Source organism: Erwinia sp. Leaf53 (assembly GCF_001422605.1).
GTDB lineage: Bacteria > Pseudomonadota > Gammaproteobacteria > Enterobacterales > Enterobacteriaceae > Erwinia.
Genome location: NZ_LMLK01000003.1, coordinates 283,392 through 300,311, shown reverse-complemented (window position 1 = coordinate 300,311; position 16,920 = coordinate 283,392). Strand labels below are relative to the sequence as shown.

Annotated in this window: 15 protein-coding genes; 11 read left to right on the top strand and 4 right to left on the bottom strand. The window is 60.6% G+C overall.

The features are described 5' to 3' along the window. Positions 1 to 47 precede the first annotated feature (47 nt). On the top strand, positions 48 to 1,010 hold the full coding sequence (locus ASF13_RS05195) for an aldo/keto reductase (RefSeq protein WP_056233284.1): 963 nt from the start codon (positions 48 to 50) through the stop codon (positions 1,008 to 1,010). A 7-nt stretch (positions 1,011 to 1,017) separates the two neighbouring features. Here ASF13_RS05195 and ASF13_RS24225 read toward each other — a convergent pair whose 3' ends face one another. The 4 genes from ASF13_RS24225 to ASF13_RS05175 all read right to left on the bottom strand — a co-directional run bounded on the left by ASF13_RS24225 (position 1,018) and on the right by ASF13_RS05175 (position 6,409). Further along, the gene (locus tag ASF13_RS24225; RefSeq protein WP_156365556.1) at positions 1,018 to 1,188 is read right to left on the bottom strand and encodes a hypothetical protein; all 171 of its coding nucleotides are present in this window, start codon (positions 1,186 to 1,188) and stop codon (positions 1,018 to 1,020) included. An 802-nt stretch (positions 1,189 to 1,990) separates the two neighbouring features. Next, positions 1,991 to 3,343: a molecular chaperone gene (yegD, locus tag ASF13_RS05185; protein ID WP_056233280.1), complete on the bottom strand. Its 1,353-nt coding sequence runs from the start codon at positions 3,341 to 3,343 to the stop codon at positions 1,991 to 1,993. A 128-nt stretch (positions 3,344 to 3,471) separates the two neighbouring features. Continuing rightward, positions 3,472 to 5,685, bottom strand: a complete 2,214-nt coding sequence (locus ASF13_RS05180) for a diguanylate cyclase domain-containing protein (RefSeq protein WP_056233279.1) — start codon at positions 5,683 to 5,685, stop codon at positions 3,472 to 3,474. A gap of 109 nt (positions 5,686 to 5,794) precedes the next feature. Beyond that, positions 5,795 to 6,409 (bottom strand): phosphatase PAP2 family protein, encoded by a 615-nt coding sequence (locus tag ASF13_RS05175; RefSeq protein WP_056233276.1) that lies wholly within the window; start codon positions 6,407 to 6,409, stop codon positions 5,795 to 5,797. A gap of 251 nt (positions 6,410 to 6,660) precedes the next feature. Between ASF13_RS05175 and udk the strand changes: the two genes are divergently transcribed. The 10 genes from udk (at position 6,661) to rfbC (ending at position 16,911) form a co-directional block, all read left to right on the top strand. Further along, positions 6,661 to 7,302 carry a uridine kinase gene (gene udk / locus ASF13_RS05170; protein ID WP_056233274.1) on the top strand — a complete coding sequence of 214 codons (642 nt, stop codon included), beginning with the start codon at positions 6,661 to 6,663 and terminating at the stop codon, positions 7,300 to 7,302. A 32-nt stretch (positions 7,303 to 7,334) separates the two neighbouring features. Further along, on the top strand, positions 7,335 to 7,916 hold the full coding sequence (gene dcd, locus ASF13_RS05165; RefSeq protein WP_056233272.1) for a dCTP deaminase: 582 nt from the start codon (positions 7,335 to 7,337) through the stop codon (positions 7,914 to 7,916). Positions 7,917 to 7,928: 12 nt separating this feature from the next. Next, the gene (gene asmA, locus ASF13_RS05160; protein ID WP_056233271.1) at positions 7,929 to 9,779 is read left to right on the top strand and encodes an outer membrane assembly protein AsmA; all 1,851 of its coding nucleotides are present in this window, start codon (positions 7,929 to 7,931) and stop codon (positions 9,777 to 9,779) included. 129 nt (positions 9,780 to 9,908) lie between these two features. After that, positions 9,909 to 10,805 (top strand): UTP--glucose-1-phosphate uridylyltransferase GalF, encoded by an 897-nt coding sequence (gene galF, locus ASF13_RS05155; protein ID WP_056233269.1) that lies wholly within the window; start codon positions 9,909 to 9,911, stop codon positions 10,803 to 10,805. Positions 10,806 to 10,856: 51 nt separating this feature from the next. After that, positions 10,857 to 11,870, top strand: a complete 1,014-nt coding sequence (gene galE, locus ASF13_RS05150) for a UDP-glucose 4-epimerase GalE (protein ID WP_056233267.1) — start codon at positions 10,857 to 10,859, stop codon at positions 11,868 to 11,870. 471 nt (positions 11,871 to 12,341) lie between these two features. Beyond that, on the top strand, positions 12,342 to 13,388 hold the full coding sequence (gene wecA, locus ASF13_RS05145; RefSeq protein ID WP_056233482.1) for a UDP-N-acetylglucosamine--undecaprenyl-phosphate N-acetylglucosaminephosphotransferase: 1,047 nt from the start codon (positions 12,342 to 12,344) through the stop codon (positions 13,386 to 13,388). 77 nt (positions 13,389 to 13,465) lie between these two features. Continuing rightward, positions 13,466 to 14,554 carry a dTDP-glucose 4,6-dehydratase gene (rfbB, locus tag ASF13_RS05140; protein WP_056233265.1) on the top strand — a complete coding sequence of 363 codons (1,089 nt, stop codon included), beginning with the start codon at positions 13,466 to 13,468 and terminating at the stop codon, positions 14,552 to 14,554. Beyond that, positions 14,551 to 15,450, top strand: coding sequence for a dTDP-4-dehydrorhamnose reductase (rfbD, locus tag ASF13_RS05135; protein WP_056233263.1), 900 nt, complete (start codon positions 14,551 to 14,553; stop codon positions 15,448 to 15,450). The genes rfbB and rfbD overlap by 4 nt, the downstream gene beginning before the upstream one ends. A gap of 43 nt (positions 15,451 to 15,493) precedes the next feature. Then, positions 15,494 to 16,375, top strand: a complete 882-nt coding sequence (gene rfbA / locus ASF13_RS05130) for a glucose-1-phosphate thymidylyltransferase RfbA (RefSeq protein WP_056233261.1) — start codon at positions 15,494 to 15,496, stop codon at positions 16,373 to 16,375. 2 nt (positions 16,376 to 16,377) lie between these two features. After that, positions 16,378 to 16,911: a dTDP-4-dehydrorhamnose 3,5-epimerase gene (rfbC, locus tag ASF13_RS05125; protein WP_056233259.1), complete on the top strand. Its 534-nt coding sequence runs from the start codon at positions 16,378 to 16,380 to the stop codon at positions 16,909 to 16,911. The last annotated feature ends 9 nt before the right edge of the window (positions 16,912 to 16,920 follow it).

Here is a 16,920-nt window from a genome sequence, read left to right as displayed (position 1 = left end):
ATCTTTAAGGTCGCAGTACACGCCTAATTCCCCACAGGAGAGAAAAGATGAGCAATCTGCAACATCGCCAGCTGGGCCGTTCCGGCATTCAGGTTCCGCGGCTGACCTTTGGTGGCAACGTGTTTGGCTGGACCGCCGATCAATCCACCTCATTTTCCCTGCTCGACGCGCTGGTGGAGAAGGGGCTGAACTTTATCGATACCGCCGACGTTTACTCGCGCTGGGTGGACGGTAACGAGGGCGGCGAATCAGAAACCATTATCGGTAACTGGCTGCACAGGAGCGGCAAGCGCGACCAGATCGTGCTGGCGACCAAGGTCGGTATGGACCTTGGCAACGGGAAAACCGGCCTGGCCCCGGCCTATATTCGCCAGGCGGTGGAGGCTTCGCTGAAGCGCCTGCAAACCGACTATATTGACCTCTACCAGGCGCACCGTGACGACCAGGACACGCCGCTGCAGGAGACGCTGGCCACCTTTGACGCACTGGTGAAAGAGGGCAAAGTGCGCGCCATCGGTGCCTCAAATTATTCCGGCGCACGGCTGGAAGAGGCGCTGCAGGTCAGTAGTGATAACGGTTTTGCCCGTTACGAGACGCTGCAACCGGAGTACAACCTCTACGATCGCCGTGAGTATGAGAGCGATCTGGAAGGGGTGGTGCAGGCGCATGGCCTTGGCGTCATCAACTACTACTCGCTGGCCAGCGGCTTCCTCAGCGGCAAATACCGCAAGCCAGAAGACGCATCGAAGAGCGCGCGCGGCAAAGGGGTGGTGGAGAAGTATCTGAACAAGCGCGGGCTCAGTATTGTGGATGCGCTGGTGCAGGTTGCCGAAGCGCATCACGCCTCGCCGACCCAGGTGGCGCTGGCCTGGCAGATTGCCCGCCCGTCGATCACCGCCCCCATCGTCAGCGCCACCTCGCTGGCACAGGTCGACGAGCTGGCAAAAGCCGCAGAGCTGCAGCTGAGCGACAGCGATCTGCGCCTGCTCTCTGAGGTCAGCAGCTACTAAGCTATTTTCATGCAGCAATCCGGGGATGCTTTCTGGCATCCTCGGCGACCAGAACAATACCCAGCCGCGCTTCATCCGGCTGAACGCTCCAGATTTCACCTTCCGGAATAGATTGCTGGTCATAGCGGACCCGCTCACCGTCATAGGGATAGAAATTGCCCTCTTCGGCATCCAGCACAAAGACGTTTAACTGTTCTGACGTACGGGCTCAACGGACGCTCTCACCTTGTTGAGCTCAGGCTCTGGCACACCGATGCCGTTTAAGGGAGGGCGTCCATCCCTTCTTTTAGCTTTTGCGTGACTGGTTTAAGGGCATCGCTTTTTGTCCGGGAGCCGGGTTCGGCCGCTGGCGACAGAACGCCGGGACGCCGTAAACCCTTCCCTGGGGGCTCGGATGCCGCATCCTTGCGGCATACGCCCGGCTAACCTGYTCGCCAACGGCCTCCCTTGCTGGCGTTCGCGTTGCTGGTTTAAGGGCGTCGCTTTTCGTCCGGGTGCCTGGTTCGGCCGTTGGCGACAGAACGCCGGGACGCCGTAAACCCTTCCCTGGGGGCTCGGATGCCGCATCCTTGCGGCATACGCCCGGCTAACCTGCTCGCCAACGGCCTCCCATACTGACATTTGCGTTGCTGCCTCATAACAAAACACACTCATTTTTGAAGAATTTGAAGAATTTGAAGAATTTGAAGAATTTGAAGAATTTGAAGAATTTGAAGAATTTGAAAGGGGTACCAAGCAGGCAATCGGGGTTTATCCGGATAAGCGGACCTTCGGGCACATGGACGTGCCCGGCAGAGCCCAGGGACGTTACTGGCGTGTCCGCGTTCCGGATAAACCCCGATAAGCCAGGCACCCGAACCCGCAGCGACCCGGACCCACAGCCACACACCGATAAGCCAGGCTCAGAACCCGAAGCGACCAGGCACCGGGACCTGAAGCTATCAGGCACCGGAACCTGAAGCGACCCCCGGCTACCATCCTTAGCGGAACATCACCTGCGCCCAGCGCGCCAGCCCGGCCGTAACTGAACCAAAATCATCGCCGCTGGCCAACGGAATATCCGGCAGCTGCTGCTGCAACGCCGCCCGCAGCACCGGTGACTTCGCACTCCCGCCGGTCAGATAAATCACATCCGGGCGCGTCCCGCTGCTCTCCAGCGCCACCGCCACCTGCTCCCTGATCCGCTCCAGCGGCTGCACGATCGACGCCTCCAGATCCGTCACGCCAATCGACGCCGACAAACCGGCATCAACAAACGCCAGCGACGCCTCAACGCGATCCTGCTGCGACAGCGCGATCTTGCTCTCCTCGGCCGCCCGCACCAGACGATAGCCCAGCCGCTGCTGCCACACCTTCAGCAAATGCGCCACCTTCTGCGGCTCGCGCGCGTCGCGGATCAGATCCTGCAACAGCTTACGGCTGGCCGCGGCGTAAAAATCACTCTGCGCCGGCACATCGTTAATCGCCACCGCATTCCACCACGGCAGGGCAGGCAGCCCCATACCCTTCAGCGTCTCACCGCCCAGACCCAGCAGCGGCATCAGCTGCTTAAACGCCAGCATAATATCCAGATCGTTACCGCCCACGCGGCAACCGCTGTGGCCCAGCAGACTGGCGCTGCGATCGGCCTTATCGTGCCACTGTGGCCCCATCAGCAACATCGAACAGTCGGTGGTACCGCCGCCGATATCCACCACCAGCACCCGGGTCTCCTCGCTCAGCGTCGCCTCAAAATCCAGCCCGGCCGCCACCGGCTCAAACTGAAACACCACGTCGCTAAACCCGGCACGGCTGGCAGCGCGGGCCAGAATCCCCTCCGCCTGACGGTTGGCCTCATCGCCACCCAGCCCCTGGAAGTTCACCGGACGGCCGATCACCGCCTGGCGCACGCTCTGCTGCACCCCGCTCTCCGCCGCCTGACGGATATGCAGCATCATCGCGCACACCAGATCCTCGAAAAACGCCACCTGCTGCGGCTTCAGACCGTTGGCACCAAGGAACGATTTCGGCGACTTCACAAACCATACGTCTTCCGGATCGGCCATATACTGCGCCAGCGAGGCCAGGCCAAACTTTACGCTGCCCGCCGTGACCTCAATATCTTCTTCGCGATTAAGGGAAATGGAGCGCTTCAGCAGCGCCTGGGTATCGGCGTCCGGCGTCGGCACCTGATGATGGCGGAACAGCCACTCGCTCACCGCTTCGCGGACCGGCGCACACAGCATTGAGGGTAAATAGGGTGAGCCCTGCTCCAGCGGCAGCAGCTTAGGCGCGCCGTTCTCCATAATGGCTACCGAGCAGTTAGCCGTACCGTAATCGAAACCGATAAACATCGTCCCCTCCGCTGAGTGTGGGAAAAAAAAGGGGGCGACTTTAGCCTGTCTGGCGCGTTACGGCAAGTGAAGAGAGCGGCGGCGGGATGATTCGCGCGCCACGGCCGCCACCGGTGGCGGGGGAAGGGCTAAAGATACTGCCAGACCGAAAGCTGGCCGCGGCCGTTGTGCTTGGCGTTATAACAGGCGATATCCGCATGCACCATCGCCTCCGAGGCGGTAAAACCGGGGTCCAGCCGCGTCAGCCCGGCGCTGGCTCCTACCTGATGGCTGTGGTTCTGCCAGTGGAAGCGGTGCGCTTGAACCGCCGCCACCAGCCGCTCGATGATGCCGATCGCCGTCGCCAGCTCGCACTCCGGCAGCAGCACGCCAAACTCATCGCCGCCCAGCCGCGCCAGCAGATCGTTGGTGCGCAACTGCAGGCGCATCACGATCGCCAGCTCGCGCAGCAGCGCGTCGCCCGCCGCGTGGCCGGCGCTGTCGTTCACCGCCTTGAAACGATCGAGGTCGATAAACGCCAGCACGTGGCGGGCAGGGCGGTCGCCGTTCTCCTGCAGCAGTTCACCGAGCTGCTGCTCAAAGCTGACGCGGTTTGGCAGACGGGTCAGCATATCGTGTGAGGCGCTGTAGCTCAGGCGACGGATCATCTCGCGCGACTCGCTGACGTCGCGGATCACCATCACGCTGCCGATGCTGTCGCCCTGCTGCGTGGTCAGCGGCGAGAAGCTGTAGTGAATAGCAAACTGCGCGTCGTTGCGGTTGTGCAGCACCAGATCGTTCTCCACCAGCGGCGTTACCGCCACGGGCAGCCCGCTCTGCAGCAGGTTCTCCAGCTCCTCGCCGTGGCTGCCGCGGGTGATGCGCAGGATCTCCGCCAGCGGTTTGCCCGTCGCCTGATGCTGCAGCCAGCCGCTCATCTCTTCTGCCACCGGGTTCATAAAGTTGACCCGCATCTCGCGGTCGGTGCCGATCACCGCCTCGTCGATGGTGTTGAGCGTGATGTGCATCCGCTCTTTCTCATGATACAGCGCCTCGTTGGCCTGGGTCAGGCGCGCCATCAGTCGCTGATTCTCGCCGGCGGTGTGTTTCATGGCGGTGATATCTTCAATCTGGCTGATAAAGTAGAGCGGCGTCCCCTGCTCATCGCGCACCAGCGACACCGCCAGCAGCGCCCACACCAGTTCACCGTCGCGGCGGTAGTATCGTTTCTCCTGGCTGTAGCTCTGCATTTCGCCGGCCAGCAGCGCGTGGGCCTGAGCAACATCGGCATGCAGGTCGTCAGGGTGGGTCAGCTGCTGGAAGGTCATCTGCTTCAGCTCCGCTTCGCTGTAGCCGAGCAGCAGGCACAGCGCGCGGTTCACCTGCAGCCACTGGCCGGCCGGTGCCACCAGCGCCATGCCGATCGCCGAGAACTCCATCGCGTGGCGAAAGCGGGCTTCACTCTCGATGATCCCCCGGCGGTCGGCGCGGAAGGCGTGCATCACGAGGGTCATCATATGCGCCGGGATCAGCGCCAGCAAAAACGGGATCCACGGGGTAACCTTTAACAGCTGGCTGTTGGGGCTGTCGTGGCCGGCCAGCTCGAAGGTCAGAATCAGCGTCACCAGCGCGATCGCCAGCAGGAAGACGCTGAACGCCGCCAGCCTCGGCAGGCGCACCGCGCTGTAAAACAGGATCACCACCAGCATGGTAAATGGCCAGGGCACGTAGCGCAGCGCCAGCCACACCAGCGCCAGCGTGGCCAGGCCGGTCAGCAGGATCTCCAGCCCACGCTCGGCCAGCAGCCGTTTTACCGTGCTGCGCTGCCACAGCAGTCCGACCGGGCCGATCGCCAGCATGCCGATCACTTCGGATACCACCCAGGAGATAAAATAGTGCGGCGATCCGCCCGGGGTTATATGCAGTAACCAGCTGGCCAGCAGCGCGCCGAACATCGGTGCCAGCAGCACCGCGCCGAACACCATTTTAGCCCAGTCGAACAGCGAACCGAGCGGCGACTCTGCGTCAAGCAGCCGGCGCAGCAGCAGGCCGCCAAACAGCGCCTGGGCCAGGTTGATCAGCGGAAATTTAACGTTGGAGAACGCGGGGCCAAGCAGCAGCGCGTTGGCGCAGCTGACGCCAAGCACGCAGCCTGCCAGCAGCAGCGGCAGGCTGCGCGACGGGTTACGGAACACCACGATGGTCATCAGCGGGGTAGAGAGCCACAGCGGTGCGATATGGCCGCTGACCACGATCAGCTCGAGGCAGAACAGCGTCAGGGTAAAACTGAGCAGTGCCAGCTGCAGGGCGTTAAGCCACGTGGTGCGGGTGCGCGATACGCTGACCAGAGTCTCGGTTGCCATCCATAAATATCCACTGCGGCGCCGGGTTTGGCGCATTCTTGATCATATGTGCAATGCTAGCATAACAATGGAGGTGGGCAGTGGCTAAATCGTCTCTGCCCCGGCGGGCTTAACGTCGCTGATTAAGCAGGTCGGCGCGCGTCCACGGCTGTTCAATACCGGCCAGCTGCGCCGACAGGCGCTGCAGGAACTGCTGGGTGGTGGCCACCCGCCCCTGACTGAACAGCAGCACCGGCAGCAGCAGTGCCACCGCCAACTGCGCCAGCGAAAAACCGTGCGGGCGCATGCCGCGCTGGGCGATCAGGAAGGCGCTGCTCAGGGTATAGCCCAGCAGCAGCCCGCTTATAACTTCGCTCGGCGAGTGGGCGTCCAGCGCCAGCCGCGAAATGCCGACCAGCAGCGGGATCAGGTAGCCAGTCGCCAGCGCCGCCAGCCGCCACCCGCGCGCCAGCCGCCCGGTTAACAGCCACAGCATCACCGGCCACAGCGTGGCGGACATCGCGCTGTGGCCGCTGAAGCCGGTAAAATTGAAGCGCACGCTGCCGATGCCAAAGCCGAGAAAGGCGATCTTCGAAATGCTCACCACCGCGCCGGCACAGCCAAACGCCAGCAGCCAGAACCACACCGCCCGGCGGTCGTCATTTTTCCAGCGCAGCAGCAGCGCCATAATCACCGCGGTGGGGATCAACAGCATACTGTCACCGAAGTAGGTTAAAATATGCATTGCAGGGTTCGACACGGCCTTTCCTTGTTTAACGATTCAGCAGGCGATTCTACCCGGCAAATCCCGCGCCGCCAAACGGGAAACTCTGAAAATCACCGCGGCGCATTTTTCTGGCATCAACCGGTTGAACTCCCTATAATTGCGCCCGCAAAGCCTTGATGAACTTCGGCTGCCGGGGCGCTGGCCGCTTTTGTGCAAGCCGATTTTGCAGGCTACTTCTCATTTCTCTGTTTTGGAACCAGGTCTTTAATATGACTGACAAGTCACACCAGTGCGTCATTGTAGGTATCGCAGGCGCGTCTGCCTCGGGAAAAAGTCTTATCGCCAGCACGCTGTACCGTGAAGTGCGTGAACGGGTCGGCGATGAAAACATTGGCGTGATCCCGGAGGATGCCTACTATAAAGACCAGAGCCACTTAACCATGGAAGAGCGGGTTAAAACTAACTACGACCATCCCAGCGCCATGGATCACAACCTGCTGCTGCAGCATCTGCAGATGCTGAAGGCCGGCCAGGCGATCGAACTGCCGGTGTACAGCTACGTGGAGCACACCCGCACCGCGCAGACCATTACGCTGCAGCCGAAGAAGGTGATTATTCTGGAAGGCATTCTGCTGCTGACCGACGCGCGGCTGCGCGACGAGATGAACTTCTCCATCTTTGTCGACACGCCGCTGGACATCTGCCTGATGCGCCGCATGAAGCGTGACGTCAACGAACGCGGCCGCTCAATGGACTCGGTGATGGCACAGTATCAGAAGACCGTGCGGCCGATGTTCCTGCAGTTTATTGAGCCGTCCAAGCAGTATGCGGATATCATCGTGCCACGCGGCGGTAAAAACCGCATCGCTATCGATATCCTCAAGGCCAAAATCACCCAGTTTTTTGAATAAGTTACGGGCAGTGATGCCAGGGGAGTCAGCGAATGAGATTATGTGACCGCGATATAGAAGCCTGGCTCGACGATGGCCGCCTCGGCATCCAGCCGCGCCCGCCGGTTGAACGCATCAGCGGGGCGACGGTCGACGTGCGCCTCGGCAACCAGTTCCGCACTTTTCGCGGCCACACCGCGCCTTTTATCGATCTGAGCGGGCCGAAGCACGAAGTCAGCGCCGCGCTGGATCGGGTGATGAGCGATGAGATCGTGCTGCCGGAAGGGGAGGCGTTCTTCCTGCACCCCGGCGAGCTGGCGCTGGCGGTGACGCTGGAGTCGGTTACCCTGCCGAACGATCTGGTCGGCTGGCTGGACGGCCGCTCGTCGTTAGCCCGCTTAGGGCTGATGGTGCACGTCACCGCGCACCGCATCGATCCCGGCTGGCAGGGCCGCATCGTGCTGGAGTTCTATAACTCCGGTAAGCTGCCGCTGGCGCTGCGCCCCGGCATGCTGATCGGCGCGCTGAGCTTCGAACCCCTTTCGGGGCCTGCCGCCCGCCCGTATAACAGCCGGCAGGATGCCAAATACAAAGGCCAGCAGGGCGCAGACGCGAGCCGTATTGACGAAGACTAAGGAGCGGAAGGCATGAAGAGATTGATAACCACGTTAGCCATTCTGTTGGTGGTGATAGTGGCAGGCATGACCGCGCTGGTGGTGCTGGTCAATCCCAATGACTTTCGCAGCTACATGACCCGGCAGGTGGAGCAGCGCAGCGGCTACCGCCTGGCGCTGACGGGCGAGCTGCGCTGGCACGTCTGGCCGCAGCTCAGCATCCTCTCCGGCCCGGTGAGCCTCACCGCACCGGGGGCCAGCCAGCCGGTGCTCAGCGCCGAAAATATGCGGCTGGACGTTGCCCTGCTGCCGCTGCTTTCCCATCAGCTGGCGGTCAAACAGGTGATGCTGAAAGGCGCGGTCGTGCGCTTAATCCCCGACAGCGAACGCCAGAGCCCACCGGACGCGCCGATCGGTCCGGCCGGCTCCTCTGCTTCTGCACCGCTTGACGACGTTACCCACGGCTGGTCGTTTGATATCGCGCATCTGAAGATCGTCGACAGCCTGCTGGTGTGGCAGCAGCGCGACGGCAGCCAGCTCAACGTCCGTGACTTTAACCTGCAGCTGGATCAGCCGCAGCCGCGACAGGCAAAGCTGGAGGTCAGCAGCCGCATTAACCGTGACCAGCGCGAGCTGCAGCTGACGCTGAAGAGCGACGTTGACCTCAGCGGCTACCCGCGCCAGCTCAGCGGAGCGATCACCCGGTTCGACTATCGCCTGCGCGGGGCTGACCTGCCCACTGAGGGCATCAGCGGCAGCGCCAGCATGCAGGCCAGCTGGAACGGCCAGAGCCGTGACTTCAGCCTCAGCGATCTGCAGCTCAGCGCCAACGACAGCCAGCTGAGCGGCACCCTCAGCGGCCGGCTGGGTGAGCTGCCGCAGCTGCAGGCCCGCCTGCACGCCAGCAACCTGAATCTTGACGCGCTGCTGGCGATGCCGGTCGCCGCCAGTACCGCTTCCCAGCCTGCTGCGGCCGCCTCGCGCGGGCCTGTGATCGCCGATATGCCGCTGCACGATCACGCCGGGTCGGTGCTTGCCGGCTTTAACGGCTCGCTGGCGCTGCAGGCCGACCGCCTGCAGTGGCGCGGCATCAATATGGATGGCGTGCAGCTGGCGGCGGACAACCGTGACGGTAAGCTGACCGTTAGCCAGTTTGACGGGCGCAGCGGGCCGGGCAGTTTCTCTCTGCCTGCCACTCTGACGATCACCCCGACGCAGACCCTGGTCAGCGTGCGGCCGCTGCTGAAGTCGATGCCGCTAGGCCCGCTGCTTAACGCCTTTGCGCTGCCGGACTCGGTCAGCGGCGAGCTGTCGCTCAGCGGTGCTTTCAGCGGCGACGGCTTAACCGTCGACGCCTTTAAGCGCCAGTGGCGCGGTAAGGGCGAGATGCGGCTGGCCGACGCACAGATCGCCGGGCTTAATTTTCAACAGCTGGTGCAGCGCGCGGTGGAGAACAGCAGCGATAAGGTGCGCGGCGATCGCCAGGAGGGGCAGCCGGACCTGCAGCAGATTACCGGCAGCGCCACGCTGAACAACGGCCGGCTCGATTTTGTCAAACTCGACGCGCGTGGCTCTGCGCTCAACTATAACGGCAGCGGCAACGTCGATCTGGCCAACCGCGCGCTGGATATGAACTTCGGCGTTACCGTGACCGACGGCTGGCAGGGCGATGATTCGCTGGTGCGGCGCCTGCAGACCACCCCGGTGCCGCTACGCATCTACGGGCCCTGGTCGCAGATCAACTACAGCCTGAAGGTCGACCAGGTGCTGCGATCGCAGCTGCGTGATGAAGCGAAACAGCGGCTGAAGGAGTGGATGGGGCGTAACCCGGAAGCGAAAAACAGCGGCGATGCAAACAAGTTGCTGAAAGATCTGGAACGTTAACCGGCACGCTGTGCCGGTTTTTTTATTCTGCCGCGATCTTTTTAAATTTCAGAATAAGATTATACTGAAGAATCATTCCTTTAATGCATAATCGAAGAACAATTACACTCTTATTGATTTGGAAAAACTATGACCAAGCTTAAGGCAGTAATCCCGGTCGCTGGCCTTGGTATGCACATGCTCCCCGCTACCAAAGCCATTCCTAAAGAGATGTTACCTATCGTCGACAAGCCAATGATTCAGTACATTGTCGATGAGTGTGTGACCGCCGGCATCAAAGAGATTGTGCTGGTGACTCACGCGTCTAAGAACGCCGTCGAAAACCATTTTGATACCTCCTACGAGCTGGAAGCGCTGCTGGAAGCCCGCGTAAAACGCTCGCTGCTCAGCGAAGTTCAGTCGATCTGCCCGCCGGGCGTGACCATTATGAACGTGCGCCAGCCGCAGCCGCTGGGCCTGGCGAATGCGCTGCTGTGCGCCCGTCCGATGCTGCACGACCAGCCGTTTGTGGTGGTGCTGCCGGACGTGCTGCTGGACGGCTCCACCGCCGACCCGCTGCGTTACAACCTGGCGGCGATGATCGCCCGTTTTGAAGAGACCGGCCGCAGCCAGGTGCTGGCGCACCGTCTTGAAGACGCTGACCTCTCCGAGTACTCGGTGCTGACCACCCAGGAGCCGCTGTCGATTCCGGGTAAAGTCAGCCCGATCGTCGACTTCGTTGAGAAGCCGGAAGATCCGCAGGCGCTGAACTCCACGCTGTCAGCGGTGGGCCGCTACGTGCTGTCTGCCGATATCTGGGCCGAGCTGCAGAACCTGGAGCCGGGCGCCTGGGGACGCTTCCAGCTGACCGACGCCATCGCCAACCTGAGCAAGAAAAAGCCGGTGGACGCCCATCTGCTGAGCGGTGACAGCTTCGACTGCGGCCGTAAGCTCGGTTATATGAAAGCCTTCGTCACCCTTGGCCTGCGCAACCACGCTCAGGGCGCCGATTTCCGCGACGCGATTAAAAAAATCCTGGCAAATTAAGCCAACGTTAATCAGGGCCCTGCCCGTTGGCGTGGCCCGCAAGGAGTCATCATGGCAATTTTAGTCACCGGTGGGGCGGGGTATATCGGCTCGCACACCGTGCTGTCGCTGCTGCAGCGCGGCAGCGAAGTGGTTGTACTGGATAACCTGAGCAACGCCTCACGCGAAGCGGTAAAGCGCGTTGAGCAGCTGAGCGGTAAAACCGCCACCTTCGTTGAAGGCGATATTCTGGACCGCGCCTGCCTGCGCGACATTTTCGCCAGCCACGCCATCGATGCGGTGATCCACTTCGCCGGGCTGAAGGCGGTGGGGGAGTCCACCCGCAAGCCGCTGGAGTACTACCAGAACAACGTTACCGGCAGCCTGGTGCTGCTGGAAGAGATGCGCGCAGCCGGCGTGCATCAGTTTATCTTCAGCTCTTCCGCGACCGTTTACGGTGCCGACGCGCCGGTGCCCTATGTGGAAACCACGCCGATCGGCGGCACCACCAGCCCGTACGGCACCTCCAAGCTGATGGTCGAGCAGATCCTGCGCGACTTCGCCGTCGCCGAACCGCAGTTTCAGATTATCGCGCTGCGCTACTTCAACCCGGTCGGCGCCCATGAATCCGGCCTGATTGGCGAAGATCCCAACGGTATCCCTAATAACCTGCTGCCCTACATTGCCCAGGTGGCGATCGGCCGGCTGGAGAAGCTTGGCATCTTTGGCGGCGACTACCCAACCAAAGACGGCACCGGCGTGCGTGACTATATTCACGTAATGGATCTGGCCGAAGGCCACCTGAAGGCGCTGGATCACCTGCCGGCCATCAGCGGCTATAAAGCCTACAACCTCGGTGCCGGGGGAGGGTATTCGGTGCTGGAGATGCTCAGGGCGTTTGAGAAAGCCTCAGGCCGTGCGGTGCCGTATCAGATCTCGCCGCGCCGCGCCGGTGACCTGGCCGCCTTCTGGGCCGATGCCTCGCTGGCCGATCGTGAACTCGACTTCCGCGTCTCACGCGGTATCGATGAGATGATGCGAGATACCTGGAACTGGCAGTCGAAAAACCCGAACGGCTATCGTTAGAAAACATCAGAACAGCTTTATTATTTCGTAAAAAAACTTCCGTGCGCGGAAGTTTTTATTTTTCAGTAAGTTACGTTCATTCATATTCCCTCGCATTTCTAATCCCTTGATCGTAATGAGATTATTCTTACTTCTTAATTTTTAACACTTTTTGCCAAAAATGCAGTTTGAATCTATACTCCGCAGGCTTCTGGCGTAGAATCAGACTTTAATCCCTACTCTTAACGTATTTTAAGATGTTTGCTGATTAGGGTTTTCTCTGTAGTAACCGGGAGTTAGGCTGTCAGAGGCAGTCAGTCCGGCAGCAGAATAGACTTTTCAGGATTATTCCTGAACACAATCCGTTCCAAAGCTTCTAGCCTTACCAACAATGATGGACATCACCTATGCCTGCTGGTAGCGAAAGCCAGGGGCGGTAGCGTGGGAAAAACGCGCGAAGCGCACAATCTGAATGATTATGGGTGCAGAGATATGCAGGACATCCTCATTATTTTTCTCGGTGCCATGGCACTGCTGTTTATTGCGCGTAAAATTGCCCGCCGCGTCGGTTTGGTTGACAAACCCGGCGGACGTAAACAGCACAAGGGCACGATTCCGCTGGTAGGCGGGGTCTCAATTTATTTTTCACTGTGGATTATGTATTTGCTGCAGCCGGGCTGGCTGCCGGACTTCTCGCTTTACATGCTGTGCGCCAGCGTATTGCTGGTAGTCGGCATCCTGGACGATCGGTTCGACCTGCCGGTGCTGCCTCGCGCAGGCATTCAGGCAGGCGTGGCCATCGTTATGGTGCTCAGCGGGCTGTCGCTCTCCTCCTTTGGCAATATTCTGTTTGGCTATCCGCTGATGCTTGGCGGGCTCGGCTGGCTGATGACCGTTTTTGCCGTTATCGGTGCCATCAACGCCTTCAATATGGTGGACGGTATTGATGGCCTGCTGGGCGCGCTCTCCTGCGTGACCTTCGGTTCACTGAGCATCGTATTCCTGATGGGCGGTAACGCGGAGCTGGCGATGTGGTGCCTGGGGCTGATGGCCGCCTGTATTCCCTATATCCTGCTTAACCTGGGTATTCCGTGGGGGCGCAAGTTCAAAGTCTTTATGGGGGATGCGGGGAGTATGCTGATTGGCTTTACGGTGATCTGGCTGCTGATCCTTGCCACCCAGGGCGAAGAGGCGGTAATGAGCCCGGTAACCGCGCTGTGGCTGATTGCCGTACCGCTGGTGGATATGCTACGGGTGATGGTCAGCCGCGTGCTGCGCGGGGTCAGCCCGTTCCGCGCTGACCGTGAGCACATGCACCATATACTGATGCGTGCCGGCTTAAGCGGCCGCTGGACGCTGTTAGTGATGACCTCCGCACAGGTCTTCAGCGCAATGACCGGTATTATCCTTGATGGCTGCCACGTGCCGGACGGCTGGCAGCTGCTGCTGTTTTTGCCGGCATCCTTCTTCCTGCTGTACGGGGTAGGCGCATCCTATCGCATTAAGCTTTCGTTTGCTCGCTTACTGACTGTTAAATAAAGTGATTTCAGGTACATTATGCAGATAATGGGCCGCGCCGGTAACGGTTGACGTAAATAATCAGAGAGAATTGACGCGTGAAAATTTTAGTGACCGGCGGAGCCGGATTTATCGGCTCTGCCGTAGTACGTCATATTATTAACTGCACAGCCGACAGCGTGGTGAATCTCGACAAACTGACCTACGCCGGCAATCCAGAGTCGCTGGTCAGCGTTGAAGCCGACCCGCGCTACGCCTTTGAGCAGGCCGATATCTGCGACGCTCAGGCGATGCGGGAGCTGTTTGCACGTCATCAGCCCGATGCGGTGATGCACCTGGCGGCAGAGAGCCACGTTGACCGCTCGATTAGCGGTCCGGCGGACTTTATCCATACCAATATCGTCGGTACCAGCGTGCTGCTGGAAGCGGCACGCGGCTACTGGAATGAACTGGATCAGCCGCGTAAAGCGGCGTTCCGCTTCCACCATATCTCCACCGATGAAGTGTACGGTGACCTGCCGCACCCGGACGAGGTCAGCGACGGGCACCCCCTGCCGCTGTTTACCGAAACCACCCCCTATGCGCCAAGCAGCCCCTACTCTGCGTCTAAGGCCGCCTCCGATCACCTGGTCCGCGCCTGGCTGCGCACCTACGGCCTGCCGACGCTGGTGACCAACTGTTCAAACAACTACGGCCCGTATCATTTCCCCGAGAAACTGATCCCGCTGGTGATCCTCAACGCGCTGGCGGGCAAACCGCTGCCGGTGTACGGCAAGGGTGACCAGATCCGTGACTGGCTCTACGTCGACGATCACGCCCGTGCGCTCTATACCGTACTGACCCGTGGTGAAGTGGGGGAGACCTATAATATCGGCGGCCACAACGAGAAGCAGAACCTGCAGGTGGTGGAAACCATCTGCGATCTGCTGGATGAGCTGGTGCCGAAAGAGACGCCATACCGCCAGCAGATCGCTTACGTGGCCGACCGCCCTGGCCACGACCGCCGCTACGCCATTGACGCGGGCAAAATCGCCCGTGAACTGGGCTGGCAGCCGCAGGAAACCTTCGACAGCGGCATCCGCAAAACCGTGCAGTGGTATCTGGATAACGCCGAATGGGTTGCCAACGTGAAAAGCGGCGCCTATCAGGCGTGGATCGACCACAACTATCAGGGTCGTCAGCAATGAAGATCCTGCTGTTAGGGAAAAACGGTCAGCTCGGCTGGGAACTGCAGCGCGCGCTGGCTCCGCTCGGGCAGGTGACGGCGCTGGCCAGCGATGCGGCCGACTACTGTGGCGATCTGCGTCAGCCTGAACTGCTGGCGGCGACCGTCCGCCAGCTGCGGCCGGATGTGATTGTTAACGCTGCCGCCTGGACCGCCGTTGACCTCGCCGAAAGCGAGCCGCAGGCCGCCTATCAGGTGAATGCGCAGGCGGTCGAAGTGCTTGCCCGCGAAGCGCAGCAGCTGGGCGCATGGCTGATTCACTACTCCACCGATTACGTCTTTTCCGGCAGCGGTGAACGACCGTGGCGGGAAGACGACAGCACCGGTCCGCTGAACGTGTACGGCGCCAGCAAGCTGGCCGGCGAGCAGGCAATTATTGCGGCCTGTGACCAGCACCTGATCTTCCGTACCAGCTGGGTCTACGGCAGCCGCGGGAATAACTTTGCCCGCACCATGCTGCGTCTTGGCCAGCAGCGCGAAGAGCTGGCGGTGATTAATGACCAGTTTGGCGCACCGACCGGCGCGGACCTGCTGGCAGACTGTAGCGCCCATGCGCTGGTTAAAGCGCTGGCTAACCCGGCGCTGGCCGGGGTTTACCACCTTGCGGCGGGCGGCACGACCAGCTGGTACGACTATGCCCGGCTGGTGTTTAGTGAAGCCGATGCAGCCGGCCTGCCGCTGGCGCTGCGGAAGCTTAATCCGCAGCCGACCAGCGGTTATCCCACTCCGGCACAGCGACCGCTTAATTCGCGGCTGGATACGGCAAAATTTAAGCAGGCGTTTGGCCTGCAATTGCCTGAGTGGCAGCAGGGTGTTCAGCGGATGCTGGCCGAAATCCTGCCGTCGCAGGTAAAATAATCATTTCCGCTCCGCACGAAGCGGACGTAAAAATAAGAGAATCATGATGGCACGTAAGGGAATTATTCTGGCGGGCGGCTCCGGCACCCGTCTCTATCCGGTGACAATGGCGGTCAGCAAGCAGCTGCTGCCGATCTATGACAAACCGATGATCTACTACCCGCTCAGCACCCTGATGCTGGCCGGCATCCGCGATATCCTGATTATCAGCACCCCGCAGGACACGCCGCGTTTTGAACAGCTGCTTGGCGATGGCAGCCAGTGGGGCCTTAACCTGCAGTACGTGGTGCAACAGAGCCCGGACGGGCTGGCGCAGGCGTTTATCCTCGGTGAAGAGTTTATCGGTGAAGACAGCTGTGCGCTGGTGCTCGGCGACAATATCTTCTACGGCCACGACCTGCCAAAAGAGCTGCAGTCGGCGGTGGGCCAGACTTCCGGCGCAACGGTCTTTGCCTATCACGTCAACGACCCCGAGCGTTACGGCGTGGTCGAGTTTGACGCGGACGGCGTGGCGGTGTCGCTGGAGGAGAAACCAGCCGAACCAAAGAGTAACTACGCCGTTACCGGGCTCTACTTCTACGACAACCGCGTAGTCGGGATGGCCAAAAGCCTGCAGCCGTCACCACGCGGCGAGCTGGAGATCACCGATATTAACCGCCTGTATATGGAGCAGGGCGAGCTGTCAGTAGCGATGATGGGGCGCGGCTTCGCGTGGCTGGACACCGGCACCCACCACAGCCTGATCGAGGCCAGCAACTTCATTCAGACCATTGAAGAACGTCAGGGGCTGAAAGTCTCCTGCCCGGAAGAGATCGCCTTCCGCAAAGGCTTTATTGATGCTGCGCAGGTGCGCAAACTGGCCGAACCGCTGTCGAAAAACGCCTACGGTCAGTATCTGTTGAAAATGATTAAAGGTCTGAACTGATAATGAATGTGATCACCACGGCAATACCTGACGTGTTGCTGTTTGAACCCCGGGTGTTTGGCGACGATCGCGGCTTCTTTTTTGAAAGCTTCAGCCAACAGGTCTTTGAGCAGGCAGTCGGTCACCCGGTGAGTTTTGTGCAGGATAACCACTCTAAATCCTCTAAAGGCGTATTACGCGGCCTGCACTACCAGCGTGAGCCGCACGCTCAGGGCAAGCTGGTGCGTTGTGTCGCCGGTGCGGTGTTTGACGTGGCGGTGGATATCCGCCCCGGCTCGCCGACGCGTGGCCAGTGGGTGGGGGAGATCCTCTCGGCGGAAAACAAACGCCAGTTGTGGATACCGGAAGGATTTGCACACGGTTTTCTGGTACTGAGCGACAGCGCTGAGTTTGTCTACAAAACGACGGCTTACTACCATCCGCAGAGCGATGCGGGGATCGCCTGGAACGATCCTGTACTGGATATCCGCTGGCCGCTGCCGTCCGGCGGCCCTCTGCTTTCTGAGAAAGATGCCGCTGCTGAAAAATTCTTATGATCCTCCGCA

Coding starts and splice junctions, on each gene's coding strand:
- wecA (WP_056233482.1), top strand. CDS start 12,342: ATGCAGGACATCCTCATTATTTTTCTCGGTGCCATGGCACTGCTGTTT.
- rfbD (WP_056233263.1), top strand. CDS start 14,551: ATGAAGATCCTGCTGTTAGGGAAAAACGGTCAGCTCGGCTGGGAACTG.
- galF (WP_056233269.1), top strand. CDS start 9,909: ATGACCAAGCTTAAGGCAGTAATCCCGGTCGCTGGCCTTGGTATGCAC.
- rfbA (WP_056233261.1), top strand. CDS start 15,494: ATGATGGCACGTAAGGGAATTATTCTGGCGGGCGGCTCCGGCACCCGT.
- yegD (WP_056233280.1), bottom strand. CDS start 3,343: ATGTTTATCGGTTTCGATTACGGTACGGCTAACTGCTCGGTAGCCATT.
- ASF13_RS05175 (WP_056233276.1), bottom strand. CDS start 6,409: ATGCATATTTTAACCTACTTCGGTGACAGTATGCTGTTGATCCCCACC.
- asmA (WP_056233271.1), top strand. CDS start 7,929: ATGAAGAGATTGATAACCACGTTAGCCATTCTGTTGGTGGTGATAGTG.
- udk (WP_056233274.1), top strand. CDS start 6,661: ATGACTGACAAGTCACACCAGTGCGTCATTGTAGGTATCGCAGGCGCG.
- dcd (WP_056233272.1), top strand. CDS start 7,335: ATGAGATTATGTGACCGCGATATAGAAGCCTGGCTCGACGATGGCCGC.
- rfbC (WP_056233259.1), top strand. CDS start 16,378: ATGAATGTGATCACCACGGCAATACCTGACGTGTTGCTGTTTGAACCC.
- ASF13_RS05180 (WP_056233279.1), bottom strand. CDS start 5,685: ATGGCAACCGAGACTCTGGTCAGCGTATCGCGCACCCGCACCACGTGG.
- ASF13_RS05195 (WP_056233284.1), top strand. CDS start 48: ATGAGCAATCTGCAACATCGCCAGCTGGGCCGTTCCGGCATTCAGGTT.
- galE (WP_056233267.1), top strand. CDS start 10,857: ATGGCAATTTTAGTCACCGGTGGGGCGGGGTATATCGGCTCGCACACC.